The sequence below is a fragment of the Paenibacillus sp. BAC0078 genome (assembly GCF_054483875.1).
In genome coordinates, this window is the sequence record NZ_JBTLRW010000007.1 from 310,421 (window position 1) to 331,058 (window position 20,638).

At 52.6% G+C, this 20,638-nt stretch carries 17 protein-coding genes and 1 riboswitch; of the genes, 9 read left to right on the top strand and 8 right to left on the bottom strand.

What is annotated here, in order from left to right; translation table 11 throughout:
• Positions 1–248: 248 nt before the first annotated feature.
• The gene (locus tag ACX1DY_RS15910) at positions 249–1,226 is read right to left on the bottom strand and encodes a LacI family DNA-binding transcriptional regulator (protein WP_458965159.1); all 978 of its coding nucleotides are present in this window, start codon (positions 1,224–1,226) and stop codon (positions 249–251) included.
• A 180-nt stretch (positions 1,227–1,406) separates the two neighbouring features.
• Here ACX1DY_RS15910 and ACX1DY_RS15915 point away from each other — a divergent pair, with 180 nt between their 5' ends.
• Complete coding sequence (locus ACX1DY_RS15915; protein WP_458965160.1) at positions 1,407–4,373, top strand: ABC transporter substrate binding protein; 2,967 nt, start codon at positions 1,407–1,409, stop codon at positions 4,371–4,373.
• Positions 4,374–4,540: 167 nt separating this feature from the next.
• Positions 4,541–5,161, top strand: coding sequence for a sensor domain-containing protein (locus tag ACX1DY_RS15920; protein ID WP_458965161.1), 621 nt, complete (start codon positions 4,541–4,543; stop codon positions 5,159–5,161).
• Positions 5,162–5,251: 90 nt separating this feature from the next.
• Here ACX1DY_RS15920 and ACX1DY_RS15925 read toward each other — a convergent pair whose 3' ends face one another.
• Entirely contained in the window at positions 5,252–5,647 is a 396-nt protein-coding gene (locus ACX1DY_RS15925) for a RidA family protein (RefSeq protein WP_458965162.1), read from the bottom strand.
• Positions 5,648–5,754: 107 nt separating this feature from the next.
• Complete coding sequence (locus ACX1DY_RS15930; protein ID WP_458965163.1) at positions 5,755–6,441, bottom strand: Crp/Fnr family transcriptional regulator; 687 nt, start codon at positions 6,439–6,441, stop codon at positions 5,755–5,757.
• Between the two features lie 139 nt (positions 6,442–6,580).
• Between ACX1DY_RS15930 and hcp the strand changes: the two genes are divergently transcribed.
• Complete coding sequence (gene hcp, locus ACX1DY_RS15935) at positions 6,581–8,233, top strand: hydroxylamine reductase (RefSeq protein WP_458965164.1); 1,653 nt, start codon at positions 6,581–6,583, stop codon at positions 8,231–8,233.
• A 212-nt stretch (positions 8,234–8,445) separates the two neighbouring features.
• On the opposite strand, the gene ACX1DY_RS15940 is transcribed toward hcp, so the two are convergent.
• Together ACX1DY_RS15940 and ACX1DY_RS15945 are read right to left on the bottom strand one after the other, a co-directional pair.
• The gene (locus ACX1DY_RS15940) at positions 8,446–9,420 is read right to left on the bottom strand and encodes an aldo/keto reductase (protein WP_458965165.1); all 975 of its coding nucleotides are present in this window, start codon (positions 9,418–9,420) and stop codon (positions 8,446–8,448) included.
• Positions 9,421–9,444: 24 nt separating this feature from the next.
• Positions 9,445–10,356, bottom strand: coding sequence for a LysR family transcriptional regulator (locus ACX1DY_RS15945; protein WP_458965166.1), 912 nt, complete (start codon positions 10,354–10,356; stop codon positions 9,445–9,447).
• 95 nt (positions 10,357–10,451) lie between these two features.
• Here ACX1DY_RS15945 and ACX1DY_RS15950 point away from each other — a divergent pair, with 95 nt between their 5' ends.
• A complete protein-coding gene (locus ACX1DY_RS15950) occupies positions 10,452–11,342 on the top strand; it encodes a DMT family transporter (protein ID WP_458965167.1) in 891 nt (296 codons plus the stop codon).
• 14 nt (positions 11,343–11,356) lie between these two features.
• A complete protein-coding gene (locus tag ACX1DY_RS15955) occupies positions 11,357–11,953 on the top strand; it encodes a flavin reductase family protein (protein WP_458965168.1) in 597 nt (198 codons plus the stop codon).
• A 15-nt stretch (positions 11,954–11,968) separates the two neighbouring features.
• On the opposite strand, the gene ACX1DY_RS15960 is transcribed toward ACX1DY_RS15955, so the two are convergent.
• From ACX1DY_RS15960 to ACX1DY_RS15970, 3 genes are all read right to left on the bottom strand, one after another.
• Positions 11,969–12,748 (bottom strand): MBL fold metallo-hydrolase, encoded by a 780-nt coding sequence (locus ACX1DY_RS15960; protein ID WP_458965169.1) that lies wholly within the window; start codon positions 12,746–12,748, stop codon positions 11,969–11,971.
• Between the two features lie 37 nt (positions 12,749–12,785).
• Positions 12,786–14,675, bottom strand: a complete 1,890-nt coding sequence (locus ACX1DY_RS15965) for a flagellar assembly protein A (protein WP_458965170.1) — start codon at positions 14,673–14,675, stop codon at positions 12,786–12,788.
• Positions 14,676–14,765: 90 nt separating this feature from the next.
• Positions 14,766–14,859: riboswitch (cyclic di-GMP riboswitch) on the bottom strand.
• A gap of 247 nt (positions 14,860–15,106) precedes the next feature.
• A complete protein-coding gene (locus tag ACX1DY_RS15970; RefSeq protein WP_458965171.1) occupies positions 15,107–16,207 on the bottom strand; it encodes an FUSC family protein in 1,101 nt (366 codons plus the stop codon).
• Positions 16,208–16,526: 319 nt separating this feature from the next.
• Here ACX1DY_RS15970 and ACX1DY_RS15975 point away from each other — a divergent pair, with 319 nt between their 5' ends.
• From ACX1DY_RS15975 to ACX1DY_RS15990, 4 genes are read left to right on the top strand one after another with little or no spacing between them, the layout of a single operon-like run.
• The gene (locus ACX1DY_RS15975; RefSeq protein WP_458965172.1) at positions 16,527–17,651 is read left to right on the top strand and encodes an ABC transporter ATP-binding protein; all 1,125 of its coding nucleotides are present in this window, start codon (positions 16,527–16,529) and stop codon (positions 17,649–17,651) included.
• A complete protein-coding gene (locus ACX1DY_RS15980; RefSeq protein ID WP_458965173.1) occupies positions 17,641–18,447 on the top strand; it encodes an ABC transporter permease in 807 nt (268 codons plus the stop codon). Before ACX1DY_RS15975 ends, ACX1DY_RS15980 begins: the two co-directional genes overlap by 11 nt.
• Entirely contained in the window at positions 18,444–19,271 is an 828-nt protein-coding gene (locus ACX1DY_RS15985) for an ABC transporter permease (protein ID WP_458965174.1), read from the top strand. Before ACX1DY_RS15980 ends, ACX1DY_RS15985 begins: the two co-directional genes overlap by 4 nt.
• Positions 19,268–20,341 carry an ABC transporter substrate-binding protein gene (locus ACX1DY_RS15990; RefSeq protein WP_458965175.1) on the top strand — a complete coding sequence of 358 codons (1,074 nt, stop codon included), beginning with the start codon at positions 19,268–19,270 and terminating at the stop codon, positions 20,339–20,341. The genes ACX1DY_RS15985 and ACX1DY_RS15990 overlap by 4 nt, the downstream gene beginning before the upstream one ends.
• Positions 20,342–20,638: the final 297 nt, after the last annotated feature.

Here is a 20,638-nt window from a genome sequence, read left to right on the forward strand (position 1 = left end):
CGGGCCGCTCGCGTGTTCGCGCCCCGCCCACGTACCACCGCACCCGCCTGTCCTGGCTCACCGCCCACGCGTTCTGTCCAGCGCGCGCGCCGCCCGTCCGCGTTCCGCCTCGCCGTGCGCGTCCACCGCTCGTGCGTTCGCGCCCGCCCTCGCCCCACGCGTTCCCCCCACGCCTTGCTGCTCCGCCTACGGGCTACCGCCCGTGCGATTCTCCCCCGCCCCCGCCGGGCTGCACCCCTCCCAGCCCGCTACGTCGTGGAGCCCTCCTCCAGCTCCACCGGCAAAATATTCTCCGTGGAGACGGTGCCGCCCTCCACCTGCTTAATGATCAGATCGACGGCCAGCCTGCCCATCTCCTCCATCGGCTGGCGGATGGTGCTGATGGAGGGATGGAACAGGCTGCGCACCGCGATTCCGTCATAGCCCACAATCCGCACATCCTGGGGCACGCGCCGCCCGCTTTCCCGGCAGGCCTTGAGGGCGTAGGCAGCAATCATATCGCTGCCGGCAAAGATGCCGTCAACTTCGGGATGCTCCCGGAATAGCTGCTTCAGCAGCCGTTCGTAGGCCTCGACATCAAAGCTGTTATTGTCCGTATGCAGCGAAGTGAACCATACAGCATGCTTACGGGCGGTATCGGCAAAAGCCTCATACCGCCGGTGGGATAATATATTCAATCCCGGATGCCCGCCGATGTGGGCCAGCTTCCGGCAGCCTTTTTCAATGAGTAATGAAGTGGCCAGCTGTCCCCCGGCGTAGTTGTCCGAGCAGACATAAGGAATGTCAGGCGAAATTTGCCGGTCAAAGGTGACCAGCGGCAGGCTCATTTGCCGGTAGGACTCCACCTCCAGCGTATGGCTGCCCATAATGATGCCGTCCACACGGCTGGAGCGCAGCATATCAATATATTCAAGCTCTTTGTGTTTGTCTTGCTGGGAATTGCAGAGCAGCAGCTTATACCCGCTCCGGTAGGCATACTCCTCAATATGGCTGGTTAATTCGCCGAAGAAGGGCAGCGAGATATGGGGGATAATGAGGCCGATAATGTTGGACCTGGAACGGCTGAGCGAACGCGCCAGCTCGTTGGGCCTATAATTCAGCTCATCCATCGCGCTGTAGACTTTTTTCTTCAGCTGTTCGCTTAAATATCCCCTATTGTTCAGCACCCGGGATACGGATGTCGCGGAAACGCCTGCCTTGAGCGCAACGTCTTTAATTGTAGGCATAATCATGTCTCCTGTCTAAGCGGGTCAATGCAAGTTCATTCTATCCCGTATGCGTGGCCCTGTCCACAAAGCAAGCCGCTCCTGTCTATTTGATTATTTAAAAAAATTATCGTTCCCCGTATAATTAATGAAATGAAGCATAGAAGCATGACTTGGAGATAGATGAATGGGAGTGTGCTAATGGGCGTCGGAAAAATTCATCTCAAGAAATTACAAAGCGGGTTTTTGCCTCTAATTCTGTTTGTCATGCTTTGCACGATCTTGTATCCACCGTTGTCCGCCGGAGCGGAGGCTGGGTCTCCGCATAATGTGCTGGTGCTGCATTCCTATCAGAAGGGTTTTTCCTGGACGGATGACCAGAGCACGGGTATTGAGGAACGGCTCAAAAGTGCACCCAATATCCCAGCAATCTACACCGAATACATGGATTGGAAACGCTATCCAAATCAGGAAAACCTCCGGCATTTCTACGAAACTATCAAGTTCAAATATCGGGACATCCGGATTGATGCTGTAATTACCACAGATGATGCTGCGACGAACTTCGCATTGAAGTATCGTAAGGAGCTTTTGAATAACGCCCCGATTATCTTCAGCGGTGTCAATGAACTGGGTGTGCAAAGCATTCAGGACAAGAGCAACATCACCGGAGTTATCGAGAAGATTGACCCTACCCGAACGATACAAATGGCTATGGAGATCAACCCGTCTATCCGTAAGGTCTACGTCATATTTGACAACTCGGAGAGCGGACTCTCTACGGGCAAAATGGTGATGGACCAAATTTCCGCGCTGAAGCTGGGGCTTGAGGTCATCCCTATGAATCAACTCTCCAATGAACAAATAATAGCAACCGCGTCCACACTTTCTTCAGACAGCATTGCTCTCATGACTACATACTATAGCGACTCCACCGGGAAAATTACCGAATTTGAGCGATTTGCGAGTGAGCTGGGCAGAAGCAGCAGCGTTCCGGTATATCATACGTATGATTTTGCCCTGAACAACGGGGCCTTTGGCGGAAGCCTGATCAGCGGTAAAATTCAAGGCCGGATCGCAGCCGGATTCGCTCTGCGCATATTGCAGGGGGAACGTGCAGATAACATTCCGATTGTTACGGACAGCACCGTGCGCAATGTGTTTGATTATAATGAGCTGCAGCGCTTTGGTATCTCCCAGAGCAAGCTGCCTGCGGGCAGCGAAATTATCAACAAGCCTTTTTCCTTCTATCAGACCTACAAGGCGCTGGTGCTGAGCATTATTGCGGCCTTTGCCGTCCTGGTAGCCTTTATCCTCATTCTGTTATTCTATGTGCAATTAGTGAAACGGATCAGAAGAAACCTGGAAAAAAGCAATGAGCGGTTCAGCTTAGCGACCTACGGCTCGGATGCGGTGATCTGGGACGTGGATATGTCCACTATGATCTACTATTTTTCGGATAGCTGGTATGAGCTGCTTGGTTATCAACGCGATGAGATGGATGAGAGCCGGCTGGGGTGGAAGGAGATTATCCATCCTGAGGATGCCGGGGAGGAGGAACGGCAGCGGACAGAGCACCTGGAGGGACGTTCCTCCTATTATTACGCTGAATACCGGATGCGCGGCAAATCGGGGGAATACAAATGGTTCCAGGCCCGGGGCAAAGTATTGCGGAATGCGGACGGCGGGTATATCCGTTTTGCCGGGTCCATGATAGATGTGACGGACAGAAAGGGCTTCGAGAGCAAGCTGCAGATGAGCTATCAGGAGCTGGAGTCAACCTATGAGGAGCTGGCGGCGCTGCAGGATGAGCTGCTGGAACAGTATAACAAGGTAGTGGAGAATCAGGAGCTGCTGCAGACCAGTGAGGAGAAATACCGGCTGCTGGCGTATAACGATGTTTTGAGCGGCCTGCCGAACCGCCTGTCGCTGTCCGAAGAGCTGAAGAAATTTATTGAGGAGCATTCCGGCGGGCACGCTGCACTCTTTTTCCTCGATATTGATAACTTCAAATATATTAATGATACGATGGGCCACACCTTCGGAGATAAGCTGCTGGTGAAGGTGGGTGAGCGCCTTCTGGGATTGTCGGACGGACGGAGCAAGCATTTCCGCTTTGGCGGTGATGAATTTGTCATTCTGTTAAAAAATATTGAAGGGTTCGAAGAGGTACTCTCCTATGCGGAATCGCTGGTCCAAGGCTTCAAGGAGCCTTTTGAGCTGAATGCCAGCTCGGTACATATTTCAACCAGCATCGGCATTGCCCAATATCCGGAAAATGGGGGAAATGCCGAGGAGCTATTGAAAAATGCCGATATCGCGATGTATAAGGCGAAGGAAGCGGGGAAAGGCACCTATATCGTCTATGGAAAGGCGATGCAGCAGCATTTTGATGAACGGATGATTATTGAACATCATTTAAGGAACGCGATTTCGAACGATGAGCTGTCGCTGCATTATCAGCCGCTCGTGGATACCGGATCAGGCGAAATCTGGGGCTTCGAGGCCTTGATCCGCTGGAACAGTCCGGTGCTTGGGTTCGTATCGCCGTTTTCCTTTATCACTGTCGCTGAGGATTGCCGGCTGATCGTTCCCATTGGGGAATGGGTGCTGCGCAGTGCGTGCCGCTTCATGAAAGAGCTGCATGAACAAGGGTATGAGGGCTATCATATCTCGGTCAATATTTCTGTAATTCAGCTGATGCTGGATGACTTCACGGACATGGTACTGAGGGTGCTGCAAGATACCGGACTTGAGCCGGAGTATCTGGAGCTGGAGATCACGGAGTCGATCTTTATGGAATCCTTCGAGGCGATCAGCTCCAAGCTGGAAACGCTGAAGCAGAGAGGAATCGGCATCGCCCTGGACGACTTCGGGACAGGTTATTCCTCACTGAGCTATTTGAAGCAGCTGCCGATTACCACGCTGAAAATTGACAAGTCTTTCATCGACAGTATTGATACGCCGAACAATATGTCGCTGGCCAGCTCCATTGTCACCATCGGCCATGACATGGGGCTGAATGTGACTGCTGAGGGCGTGGAAACGCCGGAGCAGCTCGCTTTTCTGGAGCGTACAAGCTGTGACAAGATTCAAGGCTACTTCATCAGCAGACCGATCCCGGAAAATGAAGTTGCCGGCTGGGTTGCGGACAGACTGGCGGGCTGAGGGTGATGCTAATACTGATGCTGGATGCTGGGGAATCCCGGGGCAGCCGGTCCATTCCGCACAAAAGACTGGACCAAGGTCGGGCAGACATTTCAGACCAGGGGTTAGTGTTCATACAAGAGTAAGCAACTATACTGAAAGGAGATTAGTGAAGGGGAGCTATTTTAATGAAAAAACAAAGTTCCATGAAGGCTTGGACCATGCTTGTGATGTCTCTTCCGAAAGGGATCGCGGCATTTGTTATTGCAGTTGCGGGTATATGCGTAAGTGTACCGCTGATCATATTATGGATCGGGCTGCCCTTGCTGGCAGCGACACTTGCGGTGTGCCGCAGAATGATGGTACAAGAAGAGCAGGTGGTGGAGGGCTGGATTCGCGGAGATCATGGGCAGCCTGAACGTACGGACGATCCAGAACCTCAGCGCAGGGACGGTTGGCGGTCGTTATTCACACTTCTGGGTCAGGGGCAGACCTACCGGGGAATCATCTACAGCATAGCGCAGCTTCCCATAGGGATTGCAGGGTTTACATTTGCAATCGTTCTGCCGGTTACAGCCTTTGGGGTTTTACTGTCTCCATTAGCCTATTGGGTGAGTGACAGACTATTCTCCTTCGAGCTTTTCTCATATGATACTACTTGGGTGTACTTTCTTTCTGACATGTCTCCTTACGAGCGTTCCTGGGTAGCAGGCGGCATCGGCTTGGGCTTAGTTTTATTGCTGCCGCTGATCTTAAGAAAACTTGGGCGGTTATACGCCGCATGGGTACACATGGTATCCAGTACATAATACATGATCCTACCCCTGAAAAAGTTCCTAAAATCTAAAGCGAGGCAGCTCCTCTTATATTGAGGTGACTGCCTCGCTTTTTCGGTAGAGTTATCCTTTTGCGCTTGGTGCAACAGCTTCCACTTCGATTTCGATCAGCAGATCAGGGTCGATCAGCGCTTTTACCTCAACCATTGTCGCAACAGGCTGAATATCCTTGAAAAACTCGCCGTGGGCTCTTCCGAATTCCCCCCACCTGGAGATGTCCGTAACGAACATTCTTGTTCTTACAACATGAGCGAGGCTGGCGCCCAACTCGCCAAGCGCCTTCTCAATGAGCTGCAAAATGAATCTTGTCTGCTCATACGGATTGCCTTTACCGACCACTTCTCCGCTTTGCATCGCCGTTGTTCCTGCCACTTCAATCCGGTCTCCGATACGGATCGCCCGGCAGTACCCCACAGTGGACTCCCAGGGCGAACCCGTGAACACTTGTTTACGCTCCACAATATCCTCCTGCTGTATGTTAGATTTTCAACCTTAAAAGATTACTATTTCAACAGCCTTCGTGCAAGCTTAATTTTATCTCCATGTGGATGGTGGATGAGGCAGGATCACTGGATACTGCGGATGTAATCACTCATCCTGGCCCGGTCGAGCAGAGTGATCTCGCTTCCCTTGAACCGCAGCCAGCCTTGATCACGCAAGTACCCCATTTCACGGGATAGCGATGGGCGCGCGGTATTCAAATGCTCGGCCCATTCCTTTCGGCTGAAAGGGAGCCGGATCAGGTCGGAGGCTTGCAGTTCCGCCTGCTCCAGCAGGAAATCCACAATCCGCCGTCTGAGCGGTCCGGCGGATAGAATCTGAATCTTCCGGTTGACCAGCACCAGACGCTCCGACAGATTCTCAAGAAAACGGGTTAGCATATCTGTATCAAGCGTGAACATGTGCAGTAGCTCCTGCTTGCTGATGAACATCATCGAGCAGGGAACTGAGGCGGTTACTGTGGCGGGAGCAATATTTTCTCTGCGGAACAGCACCGCTTCTCCGATGGTTTGTCCTTCACTCAGATGGGCAATGGTTACACTGCTGCCGGTAGGATGGTTTTTCTGTACCTCAACCCGTCCGGAGAGCACGATGCCGAGCCGTTCCACAGTGTCGCCTTCAGCCATGATTATGGCATTTTTGTGAAAGCTGCTGACCGTGTACATCATTTTTTGCAGCAGTGACTCGATCTCTTCCGTTGACTTCCCCCGAAAAATCAAACAGTTATGCAGCTGAGCTGGGTCAGGCTTCATAGATTTCCTCCAAAGTTTAATTATTCGGTAACAACCGTTACCGATTGTATGGCGAAAGTCTACTACAATTAGCTGTACCTGTAAAGGCGGGCTGAAGAAGCATTCTGTCCCGGTAGACTACATCCTAAGGAGTGATGAAATGAGCGAAATGTTTTGTTTTCAATGTCAGGAGGCGGCTAAAGGAACGGGCTGCACCATTCAGGGTGTATGCGGTAAAACCAGCGATGTGGCCAATCTCCAGGATCTTATGCTGTATACGCTAAAAGGCATTTCCATCTTTGCACGGTGCGGCCGCGAGCTTGGAATCACGGATTCAGCCACAGAGAAGTTTATTATAGAGAGTATGTTCGCAACCATTACCAATGCGAATTTCACCCCGGAAAGCTTCACAGCAAGAATAAGAGAGGGGCTCGCGCTTCGTGACCAGTGGAAAAACAAGCTGCAGGCTGCAGATACAGTGGTTCCTTTGGCCGGGCATGATGCGGCTCTGTGGACTGCCGGCACGGACGAAGAACTGCTCGTTAAGGCGGGAACTGTAGGCGTTCTCTCTACGATGCATGAGGATGTCCGCTCCCTGCGTGAGCTGTTGACCTATGGACTGAAGGGCATGGCAGCTTATATGGAGCATGCGGCGGTGCTGGGATATCATGAATCTAGCGCGCACGCTTTTATGGAAAAGGGTCTTGCATCAGTGCTGGATGACACACTCACCGGCGAAGAGCTGACGGCCCTCGTCATGGAGTGCGGCAAGCTGGGCGTTGCTGTAATGGAGCTGCTTGACCGTGCGAATACATCGACTTATGGCAACCCGGAAATCACCAAGGTGAATATCGGTGTTGGGACTCGTCCAGGGATTCTGATCAGTGGGCATGACCTGAAGGATATGGAGGAGCTGCTGAAGCAGACTGAGGGAACCGGCGTGGATGTGTATACGCACAGTGAGATGCTTCCGGCCCACTATTATCCGGCTTTTAAAAAGTACAGCCACTTCGTAGGGAACTACGGCAACGCCTGGTGGAAGCAGACGAGCGAATTCGAGAGCTTTAACGGCCCGATTCTGATGACCACGAACTGTATTGTGCCGCCGAAGGATAGCTATAAAGCACGCATGTACACAACGGGCAATACCGGCTTCCCAGGGGTGCAGCACATTGTACCAGGTGCAGACGGTGTGAAGGATTTCTCCGCGATCATCGAGCAAGCCAAGAGCTGCGCGGCTCCAACTGAAATTGAGACCGGCGAGATTGTCGGCGGCTTCGCACATGCTGCTGTAATGAACGTGGCTGACCAGGTAGTAGCGGGCGTGCAGAGCGGCGCGATCAAGCAATTCTTCGTCATGGCGGGCTGCGATGGACGGATGAAGAGCCGGAATTACTACACGGATTTTGCCGCAGAGCTGCCGGGAGATACAGTGATCCTTACGGCGGGCTGCGCGAAGTACAAATACAACAAGCTGCCGCTTGGCGATATTGGCGGGATTCCCCGTGTACTCGATGCCGGACAGTGCAATGACTCTTATTCCCTTGTTGTAATTGCTTTGAAGCTGAAGGAAGTCTTCGGGCTGGATGACATCAACGATCTGCCGATCTCCTACAACATTGCCTGGTATGAGCAGAAGGCGGTTATTGTGCTGCTGGCGCTGCTGTACCTGGGCGTGAAAAATATTCATCTCGGTCCTACCCTTCCGGCCTTCCTCTCCCCGAACGTGGCGAAGGTACTGGTAGACAACTTTGGCATCAGCGGAATCACAACTGTGAAAGAGGATATGGAGAAATTTATTGCAGCGGTATAAGACCCCTGTATCCGCAAAAAGCTAAAAGCGATACCCCACTCTGTCTGGGGTATCGCTTTTTTGGCTAGGGGCGTGACCGGTCGGTTTGATCGGAAATAACGGTAAAAGTGCCGTTGTTGAAGCGCCGCCAGCGGGAACTGGGCGGAACAACGGCAAAAATGCCGTTGTTGACGCCCCGCCCAACCGGCCGCATCTATTCCCGGCCGCAGCCGTTACGGCAGCCGGTAGAAGGCAAACGGCTCGCCGCTGCGGAAGCTGCTGCTGGCCTCTTCCAGCTTGTCCAGCGTCTGCGTACCCAACTGTACGGAGACGCTCTGCAGGTTCTGCTGCACCTGCGTTACCTGTGTAGCCCCGACGATCACGGTAGATACGGCAGGTCTGGTCATCAGCCAGGCCAAAGAGAGCGCCGTGGGGGAGGTGTCCAGTTCCCCGGCGATTTCGCTTACCTGGTTGCCGAGCTCGATTCGCTCAGGAGTGAGGAATCGGTTGAAGCTTGGATCGGTATCCGCCCGGGAGCCAGCGGGTGGAGCGTCGTTCCCGGCATATTTGCCGGTGAGAATGCCTCCGGCAAGCGGGAAATAGGGAATGATGCCAATGCCCTGGTCCAGGCAGAGGGGGAGCAGCTCGACCTCAGGTGTGCGGTCTGCAAGGGAGTAGCTGCATTGAATCGAGACGTATTTGACGAGGTTGCGCGCTTCACTGATGCCTAGCGCCTTCATCAGCTCCCAGGCTGCGTAATTGGAAGCGCCGATGTAGCGCACCTTGCCTGAGGAGACCATATCGTCAAGTGTACGCAGCGTCTCTTCCAGCGGCGTATAAGGATCGAAGGTATGAATCTGGTACAGATCAACGTAGTCTGTCTTCAGACGGCGCAGGCTGCCTTCCAGCTCCAGCATCAGATGGTGGCGGGAAGAGCCGCTTCCCCCCGGGCCTGCGTGCTTCGGCAGTCCTGCTTTGGTGGCGAGCACAGCGTCCTGCCGTCTGCCTGCAAGCGCCAGCCCGATGATTCTCTCCGATTCGGAGCCGGCATAAATATTAGCCGTGTCGATAAAGTTAATGCCCTGGTCCAGCGAGGTATGGACGATATCAATTGAGGTCTGCTCGTCGGCTCTTTTGCCGAAGGCATTGGTGCCAAGTCCAAGTGCGGAAACCTGCAGTCCGCTGTTGCCCAAACGATTGTATTTCATATGAATGCACTCCTCTTCCTATAATTAGTGGTCTTTCGCCTGAGTCACAGACGGTACGGTGGTCTCCGGATTCCCGGCAAGCTCCAGAGCGGTGTCCATGAACAGCTTGACAGCTATCGAAAGCTCATCCAGAGAGTTAACGGCAAGATGAATGTCCCGGTAAGCATCGGGAGACAGCTCCCGGATGATCACATTAGGCGGCAAGGAGAGCAGCGAGAGCTCGGACATTACGCCGACTGCCAGCCCTTCCTTGATCATATTCAGCGCCGTAAGGAAGCTGCTGACCTCATATTTCACCTTCAGGCTGCTGCCGCCTCTGCGGAATAGGTCCACGACCGGAGGCTCGTAGCCGGATCGGCAGATCAGCATCGGCTCGTCCTCAAGGTCCTTCACGCAGATGACATGCTTATCCCGGAGCGGGTGGTCGTCCTGAAGCACAGCATACAGCTTCTCACGAAAGAGCGGGACGGTATCGAACTCGTCATCCGGCGGAATAATCAACCCGACATCAATCACACGCGCTGCCAGCCACTCCTTCACCTCGGCGACCGTGCCTTCGGACAGACTGATTTCGATCTCGGGGTATCTGGCGCTGATTGAGCGGATTATTCTCGGGATCAGTTGGGCAGCCGCGACCGGAAAAGCCCCGATACGGATCACTCCCTTCTCCAGTCCTTTTTCGGCAGCGATTTCCTGCTCCACCTTGTCATATCCGATGATAATTTCCCGGAAAATAATGAGGATACGCTTGCCGATATCGGTAAGCATAAGGCCGCTGCGACGGTCGCGCAGCAGCAGCTTCACCGCCAGCTCGTCTTCGAGCGCAGAAATGGCCCGGCTAACCGCAGGCTGGGTCATATTCATGTCCTGCCCGGCTTTGGTGAAGCTGCCGGTTTCAGCAATTTTGACAAACAGACGAATTTGGTTGTTATTCATATCGAATTCGGTATGCCCCTCATGAGTATTATGCATTTCAATTATGATTATATTTACTGTATCATTGGTATGAAAATAGAACAAGAGGTGAATCAATGCAGCAGCAGAAGAAAACCATAGCTTTGCTTATCTTTCTGGTCATTGTCTGGGGCATCAATTGGCCTCTCTCCAAAATCGCCTTAAATTACGCCCCGCCCTTGCTGTTTGCCGGCATCCGCACGGTTATCGCCGGTGTGATTCTCATCGCCGCCGCGTTTCCGAAGCGGAAGGAGCTGCATTTCAGCAAGCTGTGGCCGGTTTATTTGATTTCGGCTTTTCTCAGTATTGTCTTCTATTATGGCTTCCAGACCATCGGCCTGCAGTATGTGCCTTCCGGCCTGTTCTCGGCCATTGTCTTCCTGCAGCCGGTGCTGCTGGGCATCTTTGCCTGGATGTGGCTGGGCGAGAGCATGTACGGGCTGAAATTGGCGGGTTTATTGCTCGGCTTTCTCGGGGTGGCTTCGCTCAGTATCGGCGGCTTTACCGGCAGCATCTCGGTTCCGGGTATTCTGCTGGCTCTGGCGAGCGCACTAAGCTGGGCACTGGCGACTGTCTATACGAAACGCAATGCCGCACGGGTTGATATGCTGTGGATGACAGCGATGCAGATTACTATAGGCGGCATCATTCTGCTGGCAGCCGGATCGGCCACTGAGAGCTGGTCGGAAATAACCTGGAACAAGGCCTTTATTGTGAACACACTGTTTATCTCGGTTTTTGTCATTGCCCTGGGCTGGATGGTATACTTCAATCTAATCAAGGAGGGAGAAGCGGGGAAGGTTGGCTCGTTCACTTTTCTGATTCCGCTGATTTCTATCGGTTCAAGTGTGGTCCTGCTGCATGAGCGGATTACCTTGAATCTGATCATAGGCATGGTGCTTATCGTAAGCAGCATCATTCTGGTTAATGTAAGGATAAGCCGAAGGGTAAGACGTGTACCCAATTAAAATGGAGGTGCTTTATGTATATCCGCACTGCTGAACAAACCGCGCACGACAATTACAAGCTGCTGATCGGCAGCATTATCCCAAGACCGATTGCCTTTGTTACTTCAATAGATGAGCAGGGGGTCGTGAATGCTGCGCCATTCAGTTTTTTTAATATTGTGAACGATGAGCCGCCGATGATTATGTTCTCTTGTGTGCGGAAGTCTAGTGGAGAGATGAAACACACGGCAAGCAATATTCTTGGCAATGGGGAGTTTGTGGTGCATATCGTGGATGAGGATAATATCGCCGCCATCAACCACACCTCCATAAATGCGCCGGAAGGCATCAGCGAGCTTAAGCTGGCCGGGTTAACACCGGTTCCGGGGCAAATGGTCAAGGTTCCGCGTGTTGCAGAGTGCAAAATCGCGATGGAATGCCGCCTCACGCGGCATGTGGAGCTGGGACACTGCGATATGATTATCGGTGAAGTGTTGGGCTTCTACGTGGAGGATGAACTGATTCATAACGGGCGGATTGATGCTGCGAAGCTAAAGCCGGTCAGCCGTCTCGCTGGAGCAACCTATGCGGCCATCGGCCGGACATTCGATATGGATAGACCGCAGTATTAGAGAGCCTGTACGAACTCAGAACTGTATGCTGAAGCCGTTAAATGTATGAAGGCCGGTGCCGAAACGGACCAGATCATTGTCCCGCAGCAACCGCACCGCCCGCTTCACTTCCGTTAAAATCTCCGGGTCAAGGCCGAGGGTGTTGTGCGATCCATAGATTGTGCGGATACCCTCAATTTCTGCTATTCGTTCCAGCGAATGAACCAAATCGACAGGGCTGGTCGAAGGGTAAAAAGCATAGATCGGGGTCTCGTCATACAGCAGATCGCCTGTAAACAAAAATCCATGTGTCTCATCAAAAAAAGCAACATGTCCCGGAGAATGGCCCGGCGTATGATATACGGTCAAGGTTCTTCCGCCCAGATCAATCCTGTCTCCATCGTGCAATAGTCCTGCAGGCTCTCCCTGAAAAGGCTTGTAGGTCTCCGGATCGAAGCCGTCTGGCGTCGGCTGGGTAATATCTCTGCTGATATCCCGGCGGATTTGCCGGGTGGACAGGCCCTTGATGCCGTGCACCAGCCAATCGAGATCCCCCTCATGAACAAAAATCCGCTCAAAGTCCCCGTGACTCCCAATATGGTCCGTATGTACATGTGTTGTAAGAACTTCAACCGGCAGGCGGGTTAAGGTGTCGGTGATGGTTCTGATATTGCCAATTCCGAGCCCGGTGTCGATCAGCGCAGCCTTGTCCTGCCCCAGCAGCAGAAAGGAATGCACCTTCTCCCAATGCCCGTATTCACTAATTGCGAAGGTGGCTTCATCAATTTGCTGAACGGTAAACCATGAATTATTCATTATAAATACCTCCACACATATTGAAAAAGCGGCCTTGTCAATCAGCGGCAAGGGAAGCTGTGTCGGCCTGATTTCTCTGCTGCAGGCTTTCTGCTGTGAACTCAAGCCCCTCCTCCGGTGCAGTAATCGCTGCGGAATATTCCCCAACGGTTACTGAGGTGTTGCAGATTCTGCAGACTGTAATTTTCCCGCCTGCCAGCAGCGCGGATGCAGAAGCCGAATCCTGGCCAACCGTCTGTGCTGTGATATTGCCTGCTGCTTCTACGGTAGAGTACTCGCAGACCGAATTTTGCCGCTCGAAATAAATATTGTCGGAGGAGAACAGCTTGCTCTTCGTAATGCCTTCCTCGTGAATATGCAGATTGCCGCCGGATTTGATGATGCTGCCGTGAGACCCGGCGATATCAATACGAACGTTCTCTTCCTGCAAAAAGGCGATTCCGTCATAGAAATCCATGAGCAGCTTCTCGAAGGAACTCAGCACGTTATCCGTAAAGAATCTGGTAAATCGGCCGGGATGCAGGAAAATATCCAGCATGCGCTTAAGCGGTTCGGTATCCTGCGGATAGGCAGGGCTCATGCCGGCAAGCAGCTCTTGCAGATTGCTGATCATAGCTGGAAGGTGGTTGTATTTATTCTCCAGCAGGAGCAAGACAACCAGTCCGTATTTCACGGTTCGCTGCACCGACTCGACGGTCTCTGCCAGCAGCCTGGCAGCCTCTCTCAGCCCGCCGACCTCTTGCATGAGCAGCTTGGAGAAGCTGCACAGGCGGTTGTGCATTACTCCGAATGCCCCTGCGTACAGTCCGCTGTCCACAACCTTGCCCCGGACCAAAATACTGCCCGTGGCAGTAATTGTAGAGTTAAAGACATTTCCGTATATGTAGACGTTTCCCAACGCTTCAATCACTGTATGTTGTTCTATGTCTCTGAGCACAACCACATCACCGGGGAACATAATTGTCCCGGCCGCGGGCTCGCCATCCTCAGGGATAATATGTGCTTCGGGAAAATCAACGGTTTTGACGAAGCTTCCGCTTCCCGTTATGCGTGGTCTGCCATTACGTTGGGCAGTAATCTCACCGCTTGGCTGCAGCGATGCATATGCTCCGGCTATAAGTGTAATGTCCTGCGGCGGCGGTGGCGGCAGCACATATCCGAACACGTCAAAGCCAGGCAGCCCCTCCTGCGGAGGCAGTTTGCGGGCGAACACCTCACCTTCCCGGATAGCGGGTGATCCTTGGTGTTCGGTTTCTTTTGCCGTCTGCTCTCCCCGGTTGAATTCATTCGCCAGATTCTCCGGGAACAGCAGCTCGAGACTGGCATCCGTGCCGGGAACGGGAGCTTTGCCTTCGGCAATGCATACAGGAAGATATGTAGGGTTATTCAGCTCTTCGTAAAGTGCCGGAATGTTAAGATTGCCTATGAGGGGGCTTTTCTCAAAGCCGGCTATAATCTGTTCTATTGAAAGTGTGGACAGCACCACATCACGGTTCAGTTCGGCCCGCACAGTAACATTGGCTGAGGCAGGGGTGTTGACCAGGTTCCAGGCGTACTTTTCAGCACGGTAAAGTGTAAAGTATACTTTGAGCTTGTCATCGGATACGGTAATCTGGTATTGCGGCTTCTCGCAAATATCCCAGCTTATTTGGTCGCAGGCGGTGACTTGAGTTGGAGCTGTTATTGTCTGCTGGTTTATCTTCAAGATTACAGGATGGAGAGCGGAGATTACAGCCGGCTTGCCGCCAGGCAGAGGTGAGGTGATAAAAATTTCGTTGTTCTGGATGATGATGACGCCGTTCTTATCTCTGTCTGTCCCGGTAAATGCCTGAGCATCCACAGAGTAAAGTTTCAGGAGATCGGGCCTCCCAAGCAGCATGGAAGCAAAGAACTCATACCGTGACCGTTCCATAATATGCTGCGCCATTCGTGTAACCTCGCTTTTCGTATAATCAATGTCATCTGTACAGAAAAGAACATCATGGAGCCGTGAACCCGACCTGATGGTGTCTCTATTAGCAGCAGCCTGGCAGCCTTAAATGCGGTGTTGATGCATTCTTAAGCCCATAGCTTTGCGTCCTGCCCTTTCGGGCAGTTTGCTTTTAGGAATAGATCAATGATATACACTCAGCATGAGGTAATCTATATCGACTGTTATCGACAAAAGTGGTCAATACTGGTATTGAGTTCAAAAATAACTTCTTCAAACAACATTAATTCTAGTACTAAAGTAGCGATTTTTCAACTGAAATAATAGAATTCAGGCATAAATTATGAAAAATGCAGATAATTGTTGGTTTATTGACATAAATTAGGAAGGTGAGGATTGAGGGAAAGGAAAAAAGGACGCTCCCAAGCTTATAGCTTGTGGGAGAGTCCTTTTTGTGCGAAGCGTACGGCTTGTGCGGCTTCAGATTTGGCCTTCACCGGCGCGGCCGACATCACCAGATAGTCAGCCTGCTCAATTTCTTCCAGCACCCGGTTCAGGTGGGAGAAGACCGCACCCAGATCGCGCAAGGTGGTCAGGGAGCATTGCCCCTGCAGGTCGGAGAAACAGGCCAGCTGAAGATCACGGGCCCGGTGCAGCGCTTCGGGAAGCGAACGCTGGCACTCGTTGTCCGACAAGGTCTTGGAGCCATAGAGTGCGATGCAGTCTGCGGTGGCTGTTACGACCTCGGCCATCCAATCGGCTGCAGCATAATGCGAAGGCAGCAGCGTGATGTCTGTGCGGATTTCTTTTACATAGGAATGAATTTTCTTGAGATGTCCGGTTGCCTGTGATAATCCGCGCAGCTCACTGCGGCACTGATAATGGGTAATAGTAAAATGAAGCTCCTTCTGCTGCTGTTCACTCTTGCCCAGCAGTGTTGCGGAGCGTCCCAGTGCGTCCGAGGCCTGAGCTGCTTCCCTTCCGCGGGCCGCCTGGCCGCTCAAGGCATCTGCCAGCAGCAGGCTTGCTTCCAGTGCCAAGCTTTTTACCTTGACGAACCCCTTGGGCGGAACGATAATCATATTGATGATCAGAGCAATTGCTACTCCAATCAGGGTTTCGGCTACACGCCACTCGATATAATGACCATTATAGAAGGTAAGTGCCAGAACAGAAGTTACGCCGACCTGGGAGATGGCCTGAATATTGATCCGGCACGCTGTGGCAACCCCGATCCCGATCAGCAGCATTAGCAGAATGGAGAGTGCGCCAACATGGAAGAAGCGGCCCACAATCATGCTGACGATTCCGCCGAGCACAACGCCGGTCATGCGGTAAACGCCCTTTTCAAAGGAGGCCTTGACGCTTCCCTGCGTAATCAGAATCGCGGCCAGCGGGGCGAAATATAAGTAGCTGTCGTGATAGAGTGTGTTTACTGTGAGCCAGGAAAGAGAGGCAGCCACTGTAACACGTATCACATATAAAGACAGACCGAATTTCTCCAGGCGGTCCTGTAAGCCTTCGTTCATGGACGTCATCTTCTTTCGGAATATTAAGAAAATTTCGGAATTGTAAAGAAAAATGAAACTCTTTTTCAGACGTTTTCATTATAGCACCGCAAAATAGGGCTGGAGAGCACTAATTTTTACGAACTTGTTAAGTTTACGCTACGGCTTTTTACAAAGTATGTTATCGCATATATGGGGCTAAACCTTTATGCTGTATAATATGAAAGAATGTCGAAGCAAGGAAGGAATTGTCACTTGCACGCGCTGGACATGCTCATCATTCGGATGATCTCCCGCAAGGAGCGGATAAAATAGATCAAACTACATATGACAAGGGAGGTTGTTAGCTATAGCTACCCCGGAAGGCACTATTATTTCTTTTGATAAGGTCATTAAACAATATGACGACGAAGAGCCCGTATTAAAGGGAGTCAGCTTCGAAATTGAACGCGGCAAATTCTATACGCTGCTTGGCCCTTCGGGCTGCGGGAAGACGACGATTCTGCGGCTGATCGCCGGTTTTGCCGAGCCGACTGAAGGCTCTATTATGATGAACGGCCAGCTTATCAACCACATTCCCGCCAACGAGCGGCAGGTCAATACGGTTTTTCAGGACTATGCCTTGTTTCCGCACCTGAACGTATTCGAGAATGTGGCCTTTGGACTGCGCATCAAGAAGCTTAAGAAGGATGTAATCGCGCAAAAGGTGCAGGAGGCGCTGCGCTTCGTCAACCTGACCGGCTATGATCAACGCGCCATCACCGAAATGTCCGGCGGACAAAGACAACGTGTGGCGATTGCCCGTGCCATCGTCAACGAGCCGCAGGTGCTGCTGCTGGACGAGCCTCTGTCGGCGCTTGACCTGAAGCTGCGGACGGAAATGCAGTATATCCTGCGGGAAATGCAGCAGCGGCTGGGCATTACCTTCATCTTCGTAACCCATGACCAGGAAGAGGCGCTCGCGATGTCGGACTGGATCTTTGTCATGAACGGCGGACTGATCGAGCAGAGCGGCACGCCCAATGATATTTATGATGAGCCGATTAACCGCTTCGTGGCCGACTTCATCGGCGAGTCGAACATTGTACCGGGTGTAATGATCGAGGATTATCTGGTGGAATTTAATGGACACCGCTTTGAATGTGTGGATGCCGGGCTTAGGCCAAATGAAGCGGTAGAAATCGTTATTCGCCCTGAGGATCTGGAGATTACCGGACTTGAGCAGGGCAAGCTGCGCGTGCGTGTAGATTCCCAACTGTTCCGGGGCGTGCATTACGAGATTAGCTGCTACGATGAATCCGGCCATGAATGGCTGGTGCATTCCACGCGCAAGGCGGAGGTTGGCAGCGAGATTGGGCTTTATTTTGATCCGGAAGCGATTCATGTTATGCGTTTCGGTGAGACGGAGGAAGAATTCGACAAACGTCTGGAAGCTTACGGCGAGGTGGAGAGCCATGAAGAATAAGGGCCGGTCGTATTATCTCATCCCTTATTACTTATGGATCGCGCTGTTCGTCATAGCCCCGGTGCTGCTGGTCATATATTACTCCCTGTTTGACCTGGACGGGCATTTAACACTGGATAACTACGTGAATTTCTTTACGCCGGTGTATATGAGAATGATGCTTAATTCTTTTTGGTATGCTTTCCTGATCACTTTGTTCTCGCTCCTCGTGGCTTATCCGGCGGCCTATCTGCTGACCCGGACGAAGCATAAGCAGCTGTGGCTGCTGCTGATTATTTTGCCAACGTGGATTAATCTGCTGCTGAAGACGTATGCCTTCATCGGCATCTTCGGCACCTTCGGGCCGGTCAACAATTTCTTCGATCTGCTTGGCATTGGAGAACAGCAAATTCTCTTTACGGGATTCAGCTTTGTGTTTGTGTCGGTGTATATTTTTATCCCGTTCATGATTCTGCCGATCTTCAGCGCCCTGGAGGAGCTGAATTTATCGCTGGTGGATGCGGCGCGCGATTTGGGCGCTTCCGGGTGGACGACGTTCCGGCGGGTGATTTTTCCGCTGACGATTTCGGGGGTGCGCTCCGGCTGTATGGCTGTGTTCATCCCGGCGCTGTCGCTGTTTATGATTACACGCCTCATTGCCGGCAACCGCGTCATCACGCTGGGTACAGCGATTGAGCAGCATTTCCTCGTGACGCAGGACTGGGGCATGGGCTCCACGGTTGCGGTTTTCCTGATCGTGATTATGGCGCTGTTCATGGTGCTGACGGGCGGATCGAAGAGAGGGGTACGCCAGTGAGGAATAAAAACGGGTTCGCGAATCTCTATCTGGTGCTGGTCTTCATCGTACTGTACGTACCGATCCTGTATCTGATGTACTACTCCTTCAACAGCGGGGGCACGATGCATAAATTTGAAGGCTTTACGCTGGATTATTACCGCGAGGTCCTTCAGGATACACGGCTGATCATTATTGTCATTAATACGCTGGTGATTGCGCTGCTCTCTTCGGCCATTGCTACGCTGATTGCGATTATCGGCGCACTAGCCATTCAGCGCACCCGCAACCGCCGCGCGAAAAATACGCTGCTCTCGCTGAACAACGTGCTGATCGTCAGCCCGGACGTGATTATCGGGGCCTCGTTCCTGATCCTGTTCACGATAGTCGGTATCAAGCTCGGCTTCACTTCTGTGCTGCTCTCGCATGTGGCGTTCAGCGTGCCGATTGCCGTGCTGATGATCCTGCCGCATCTGCAGGAGATGAGCCCGACACTGACAGATGCCGCCCGCGACCTTGGAGCGAGCCGCCGCGATGTGCTGACGAAGGTTATTCTGCCGATCATCAAGCCGGGGATATTCAGCGGCTTCTTCATGGCCCTGACGTATTCGCTGGATGACTTTGCGGTGACCTTCTTCGTTACGGGCAACGGATATTCCACGCTGTCGGTGGAGATTTACTCCCGGGCGCGGCAAGGGGTGTCGCTGTCGATTAACGCACTATCAACCTTGATCTTCCTCTTCACTATTCTGCTGGTGATCGGGTATTACTTCCTGAATCGCCGCAAACACCGTCCGGCAGCTCCGCTTGCTGAGTCCGCCGCTGAAATGGGGGTGCCTAGATGAAGCAGCTTGTGAATGCTTTTCTGGCGATTCTCATCGTTGCCTTCGGGCTGATGTTTCTCGCTTCGCGGCTGAACTCGGCCGAGGGGTATACCGGCGGGAATACGCTGACTATCTATAACTGGGGCGATTATATTGAGCCTGAGCTGCTCAAGGAGTTCGAGAAGGAGACCGGAATTACAGTCATCTATCAGACCTTCGACTCCAATGAGGCCATGCTGACCAAGGTCGAGCAGGGGGGGACCACCTTCGATGTCGTGGTTCCGTCTGACTATGCCATTGCCAAAATGCGGGAAGAGAATCTGCTGCTGCCGCTGGATAAAAGCAAGCTTCCGAACCTGGCCAATATCGGCAAGCAGTTTATGGATTTGTCTTTTGATCCCGGCAATAAATACTCGGTGCCTTATTTCTGGGGGACGGTCGGTATCATTTTCAACCCGGAAATGACAAAAGGCATGGACTTCAGCAGTTGGAATTCCCTGTGGGACAGCAGGCTGAAGAATAATATTTTCCTGGTGGACGGAGCCCGTGAGGTAATGGGCATGGCGCTGAACAGCCTGCACTATTCCGTCAACGACAAGAATGAGGAGCATCTGCAGGAAGCGCTGGCCAAGCTGAACAAGCTCTCACCTAACGTAAAGGCGATTGTCGGCGATGAGGTCAAGATGATGCTCGCGAACGAAGAGGCGGCAGTTGGAATCGTGTGGTCGGGCGATGCCTCGGAAATCATGGACGATAACGATAAGCTGGATTACGTGGTGCCGGAGGAAGGCTCGAACATATGGTTCGACAACATGGTCATTCCGCGCACGGCGGCTAACGTGGAAGGAGCCCACAAGTTCATTAACTTCATGCTCCGTCCCGACGTGGCAGCCAAAAATGCGGAGTACGTCGGCTACTCCACACCTAACGTTCCGGCGCTGAAGCTGCTCCCGGAAGAAATCTCCGGCGACACCCGCTTCTACCCGACCAAGGACATCACCGACCGCCTTGAGGTCTACGACAACCTCGGCAAACGGATGCTCGCCCACTACAACGAGCTGTTCCTGAAGTTCAAGATGAACAAGAAGTGAGGGAGCGGGGAGTAATTTAGCCTGGAAGTATGTGGAGCCCGCTGAAATTGCGGGGCGCTGGGAGATAGGCTTAGGAGCGGATGTCAGGATAAGGCGGGTGCCTGATCCGGCGGTGAGAGAGGGGCCGGAATCGGGTGCAGGGTGTGATGCGGAAGACAGGTACCTGTTCCGGCGGCTTTGTGTAAATACTTACTTGGTTGAAGAGCACCCTAGCGTGGGCATCCCGCGCTTAGGTGCTCTTTGGTATTCTCGGGGTAGCGTTAGATGGGACATGGGCAACCTCTGGGTCACTTAGTT

Coding starts and splice junctions, on each gene's coding strand:
- ACX1DY_RS15910 (WP_458965159.1), bottom strand. CDS start 1,226: ATGCCTACAATTAAAGACGTTGCGCTCAAGGCAGGCGTTTCCGCGACA.
- ACX1DY_RS15915 (WP_458965160.1), top strand. CDS start 1,407: ATGGGCGTCGGAAAAATTCATCTCAAGAAATTACAAAGCGGGTTTTTG.
- ACX1DY_RS15920 (WP_458965161.1), top strand. CDS start 4,541: ATGAAAAAACAAAGTTCCATGAAGGCTTGGACCATGCTTGTGATGTCT.
- ACX1DY_RS15930 (WP_458965163.1), bottom strand. CDS start 6,441: ATGAAGCCTGACCCAGCTCAGCTGCATAACTGTTTGATTTTTCGGGGG.
- hcp (WP_458965164.1), top strand. CDS start 6,581: ATGAGCGAAATGTTTTGTTTTCAATGTCAGGAGGCGGCTAAAGGAACG.
- ACX1DY_RS15940 (WP_458965165.1), bottom strand. CDS start 9,420: ATGAAATACAATCGTTTGGGCAACAGCGGACTGCAGGTTTCCGCACTT.
- ACX1DY_RS15945 (WP_458965166.1), bottom strand. CDS start 10,356: ATGAATAACAACCAAATTCGTCTGTTTGTCAAAATTGCTGAAACCGGC.
- ACX1DY_RS15950 (WP_458965167.1), top strand. CDS start 10,452: ATGCAGCAGCAGAAGAAAACCATAGCTTTGCTTATCTTTCTGGTCATT.
- ACX1DY_RS15955 (WP_458965168.1), top strand. CDS start 11,357: ATGTATATCCGCACTGCTGAACAAACCGCGCACGACAATTACAAGCTG.
- ACX1DY_RS15960 (WP_458965169.1), bottom strand. CDS start 12,748: ATGAATAATTCATGGTTTACCGTTCAGCAAATTGATGAAGCCACCTTC.
- ACX1DY_RS15965 (WP_458965170.1), bottom strand. CDS start 14,675: ATGGCGCAGCATATTATGGAACGGTCACGGTATGAGTTCTTTGCTTCC.
- ACX1DY_RS15970 (WP_458965171.1), bottom strand. CDS start 16,207: ATGAACGAAGGCTTACAGGACCGCCTGGAGAAATTCGGTCTGTCTTTA.
- ACX1DY_RS15980 (WP_458965173.1), top strand. CDS start 17,641: ATGAAGAATAAGGGCCGGTCGTATTATCTCATCCCTTATTACTTATGG.
- ACX1DY_RS15990 (WP_458965175.1), top strand. CDS start 19,268: ATGAAGCAGCTTGTGAATGCTTTTCTGGCGATTCTCATCGTTGCCTTC.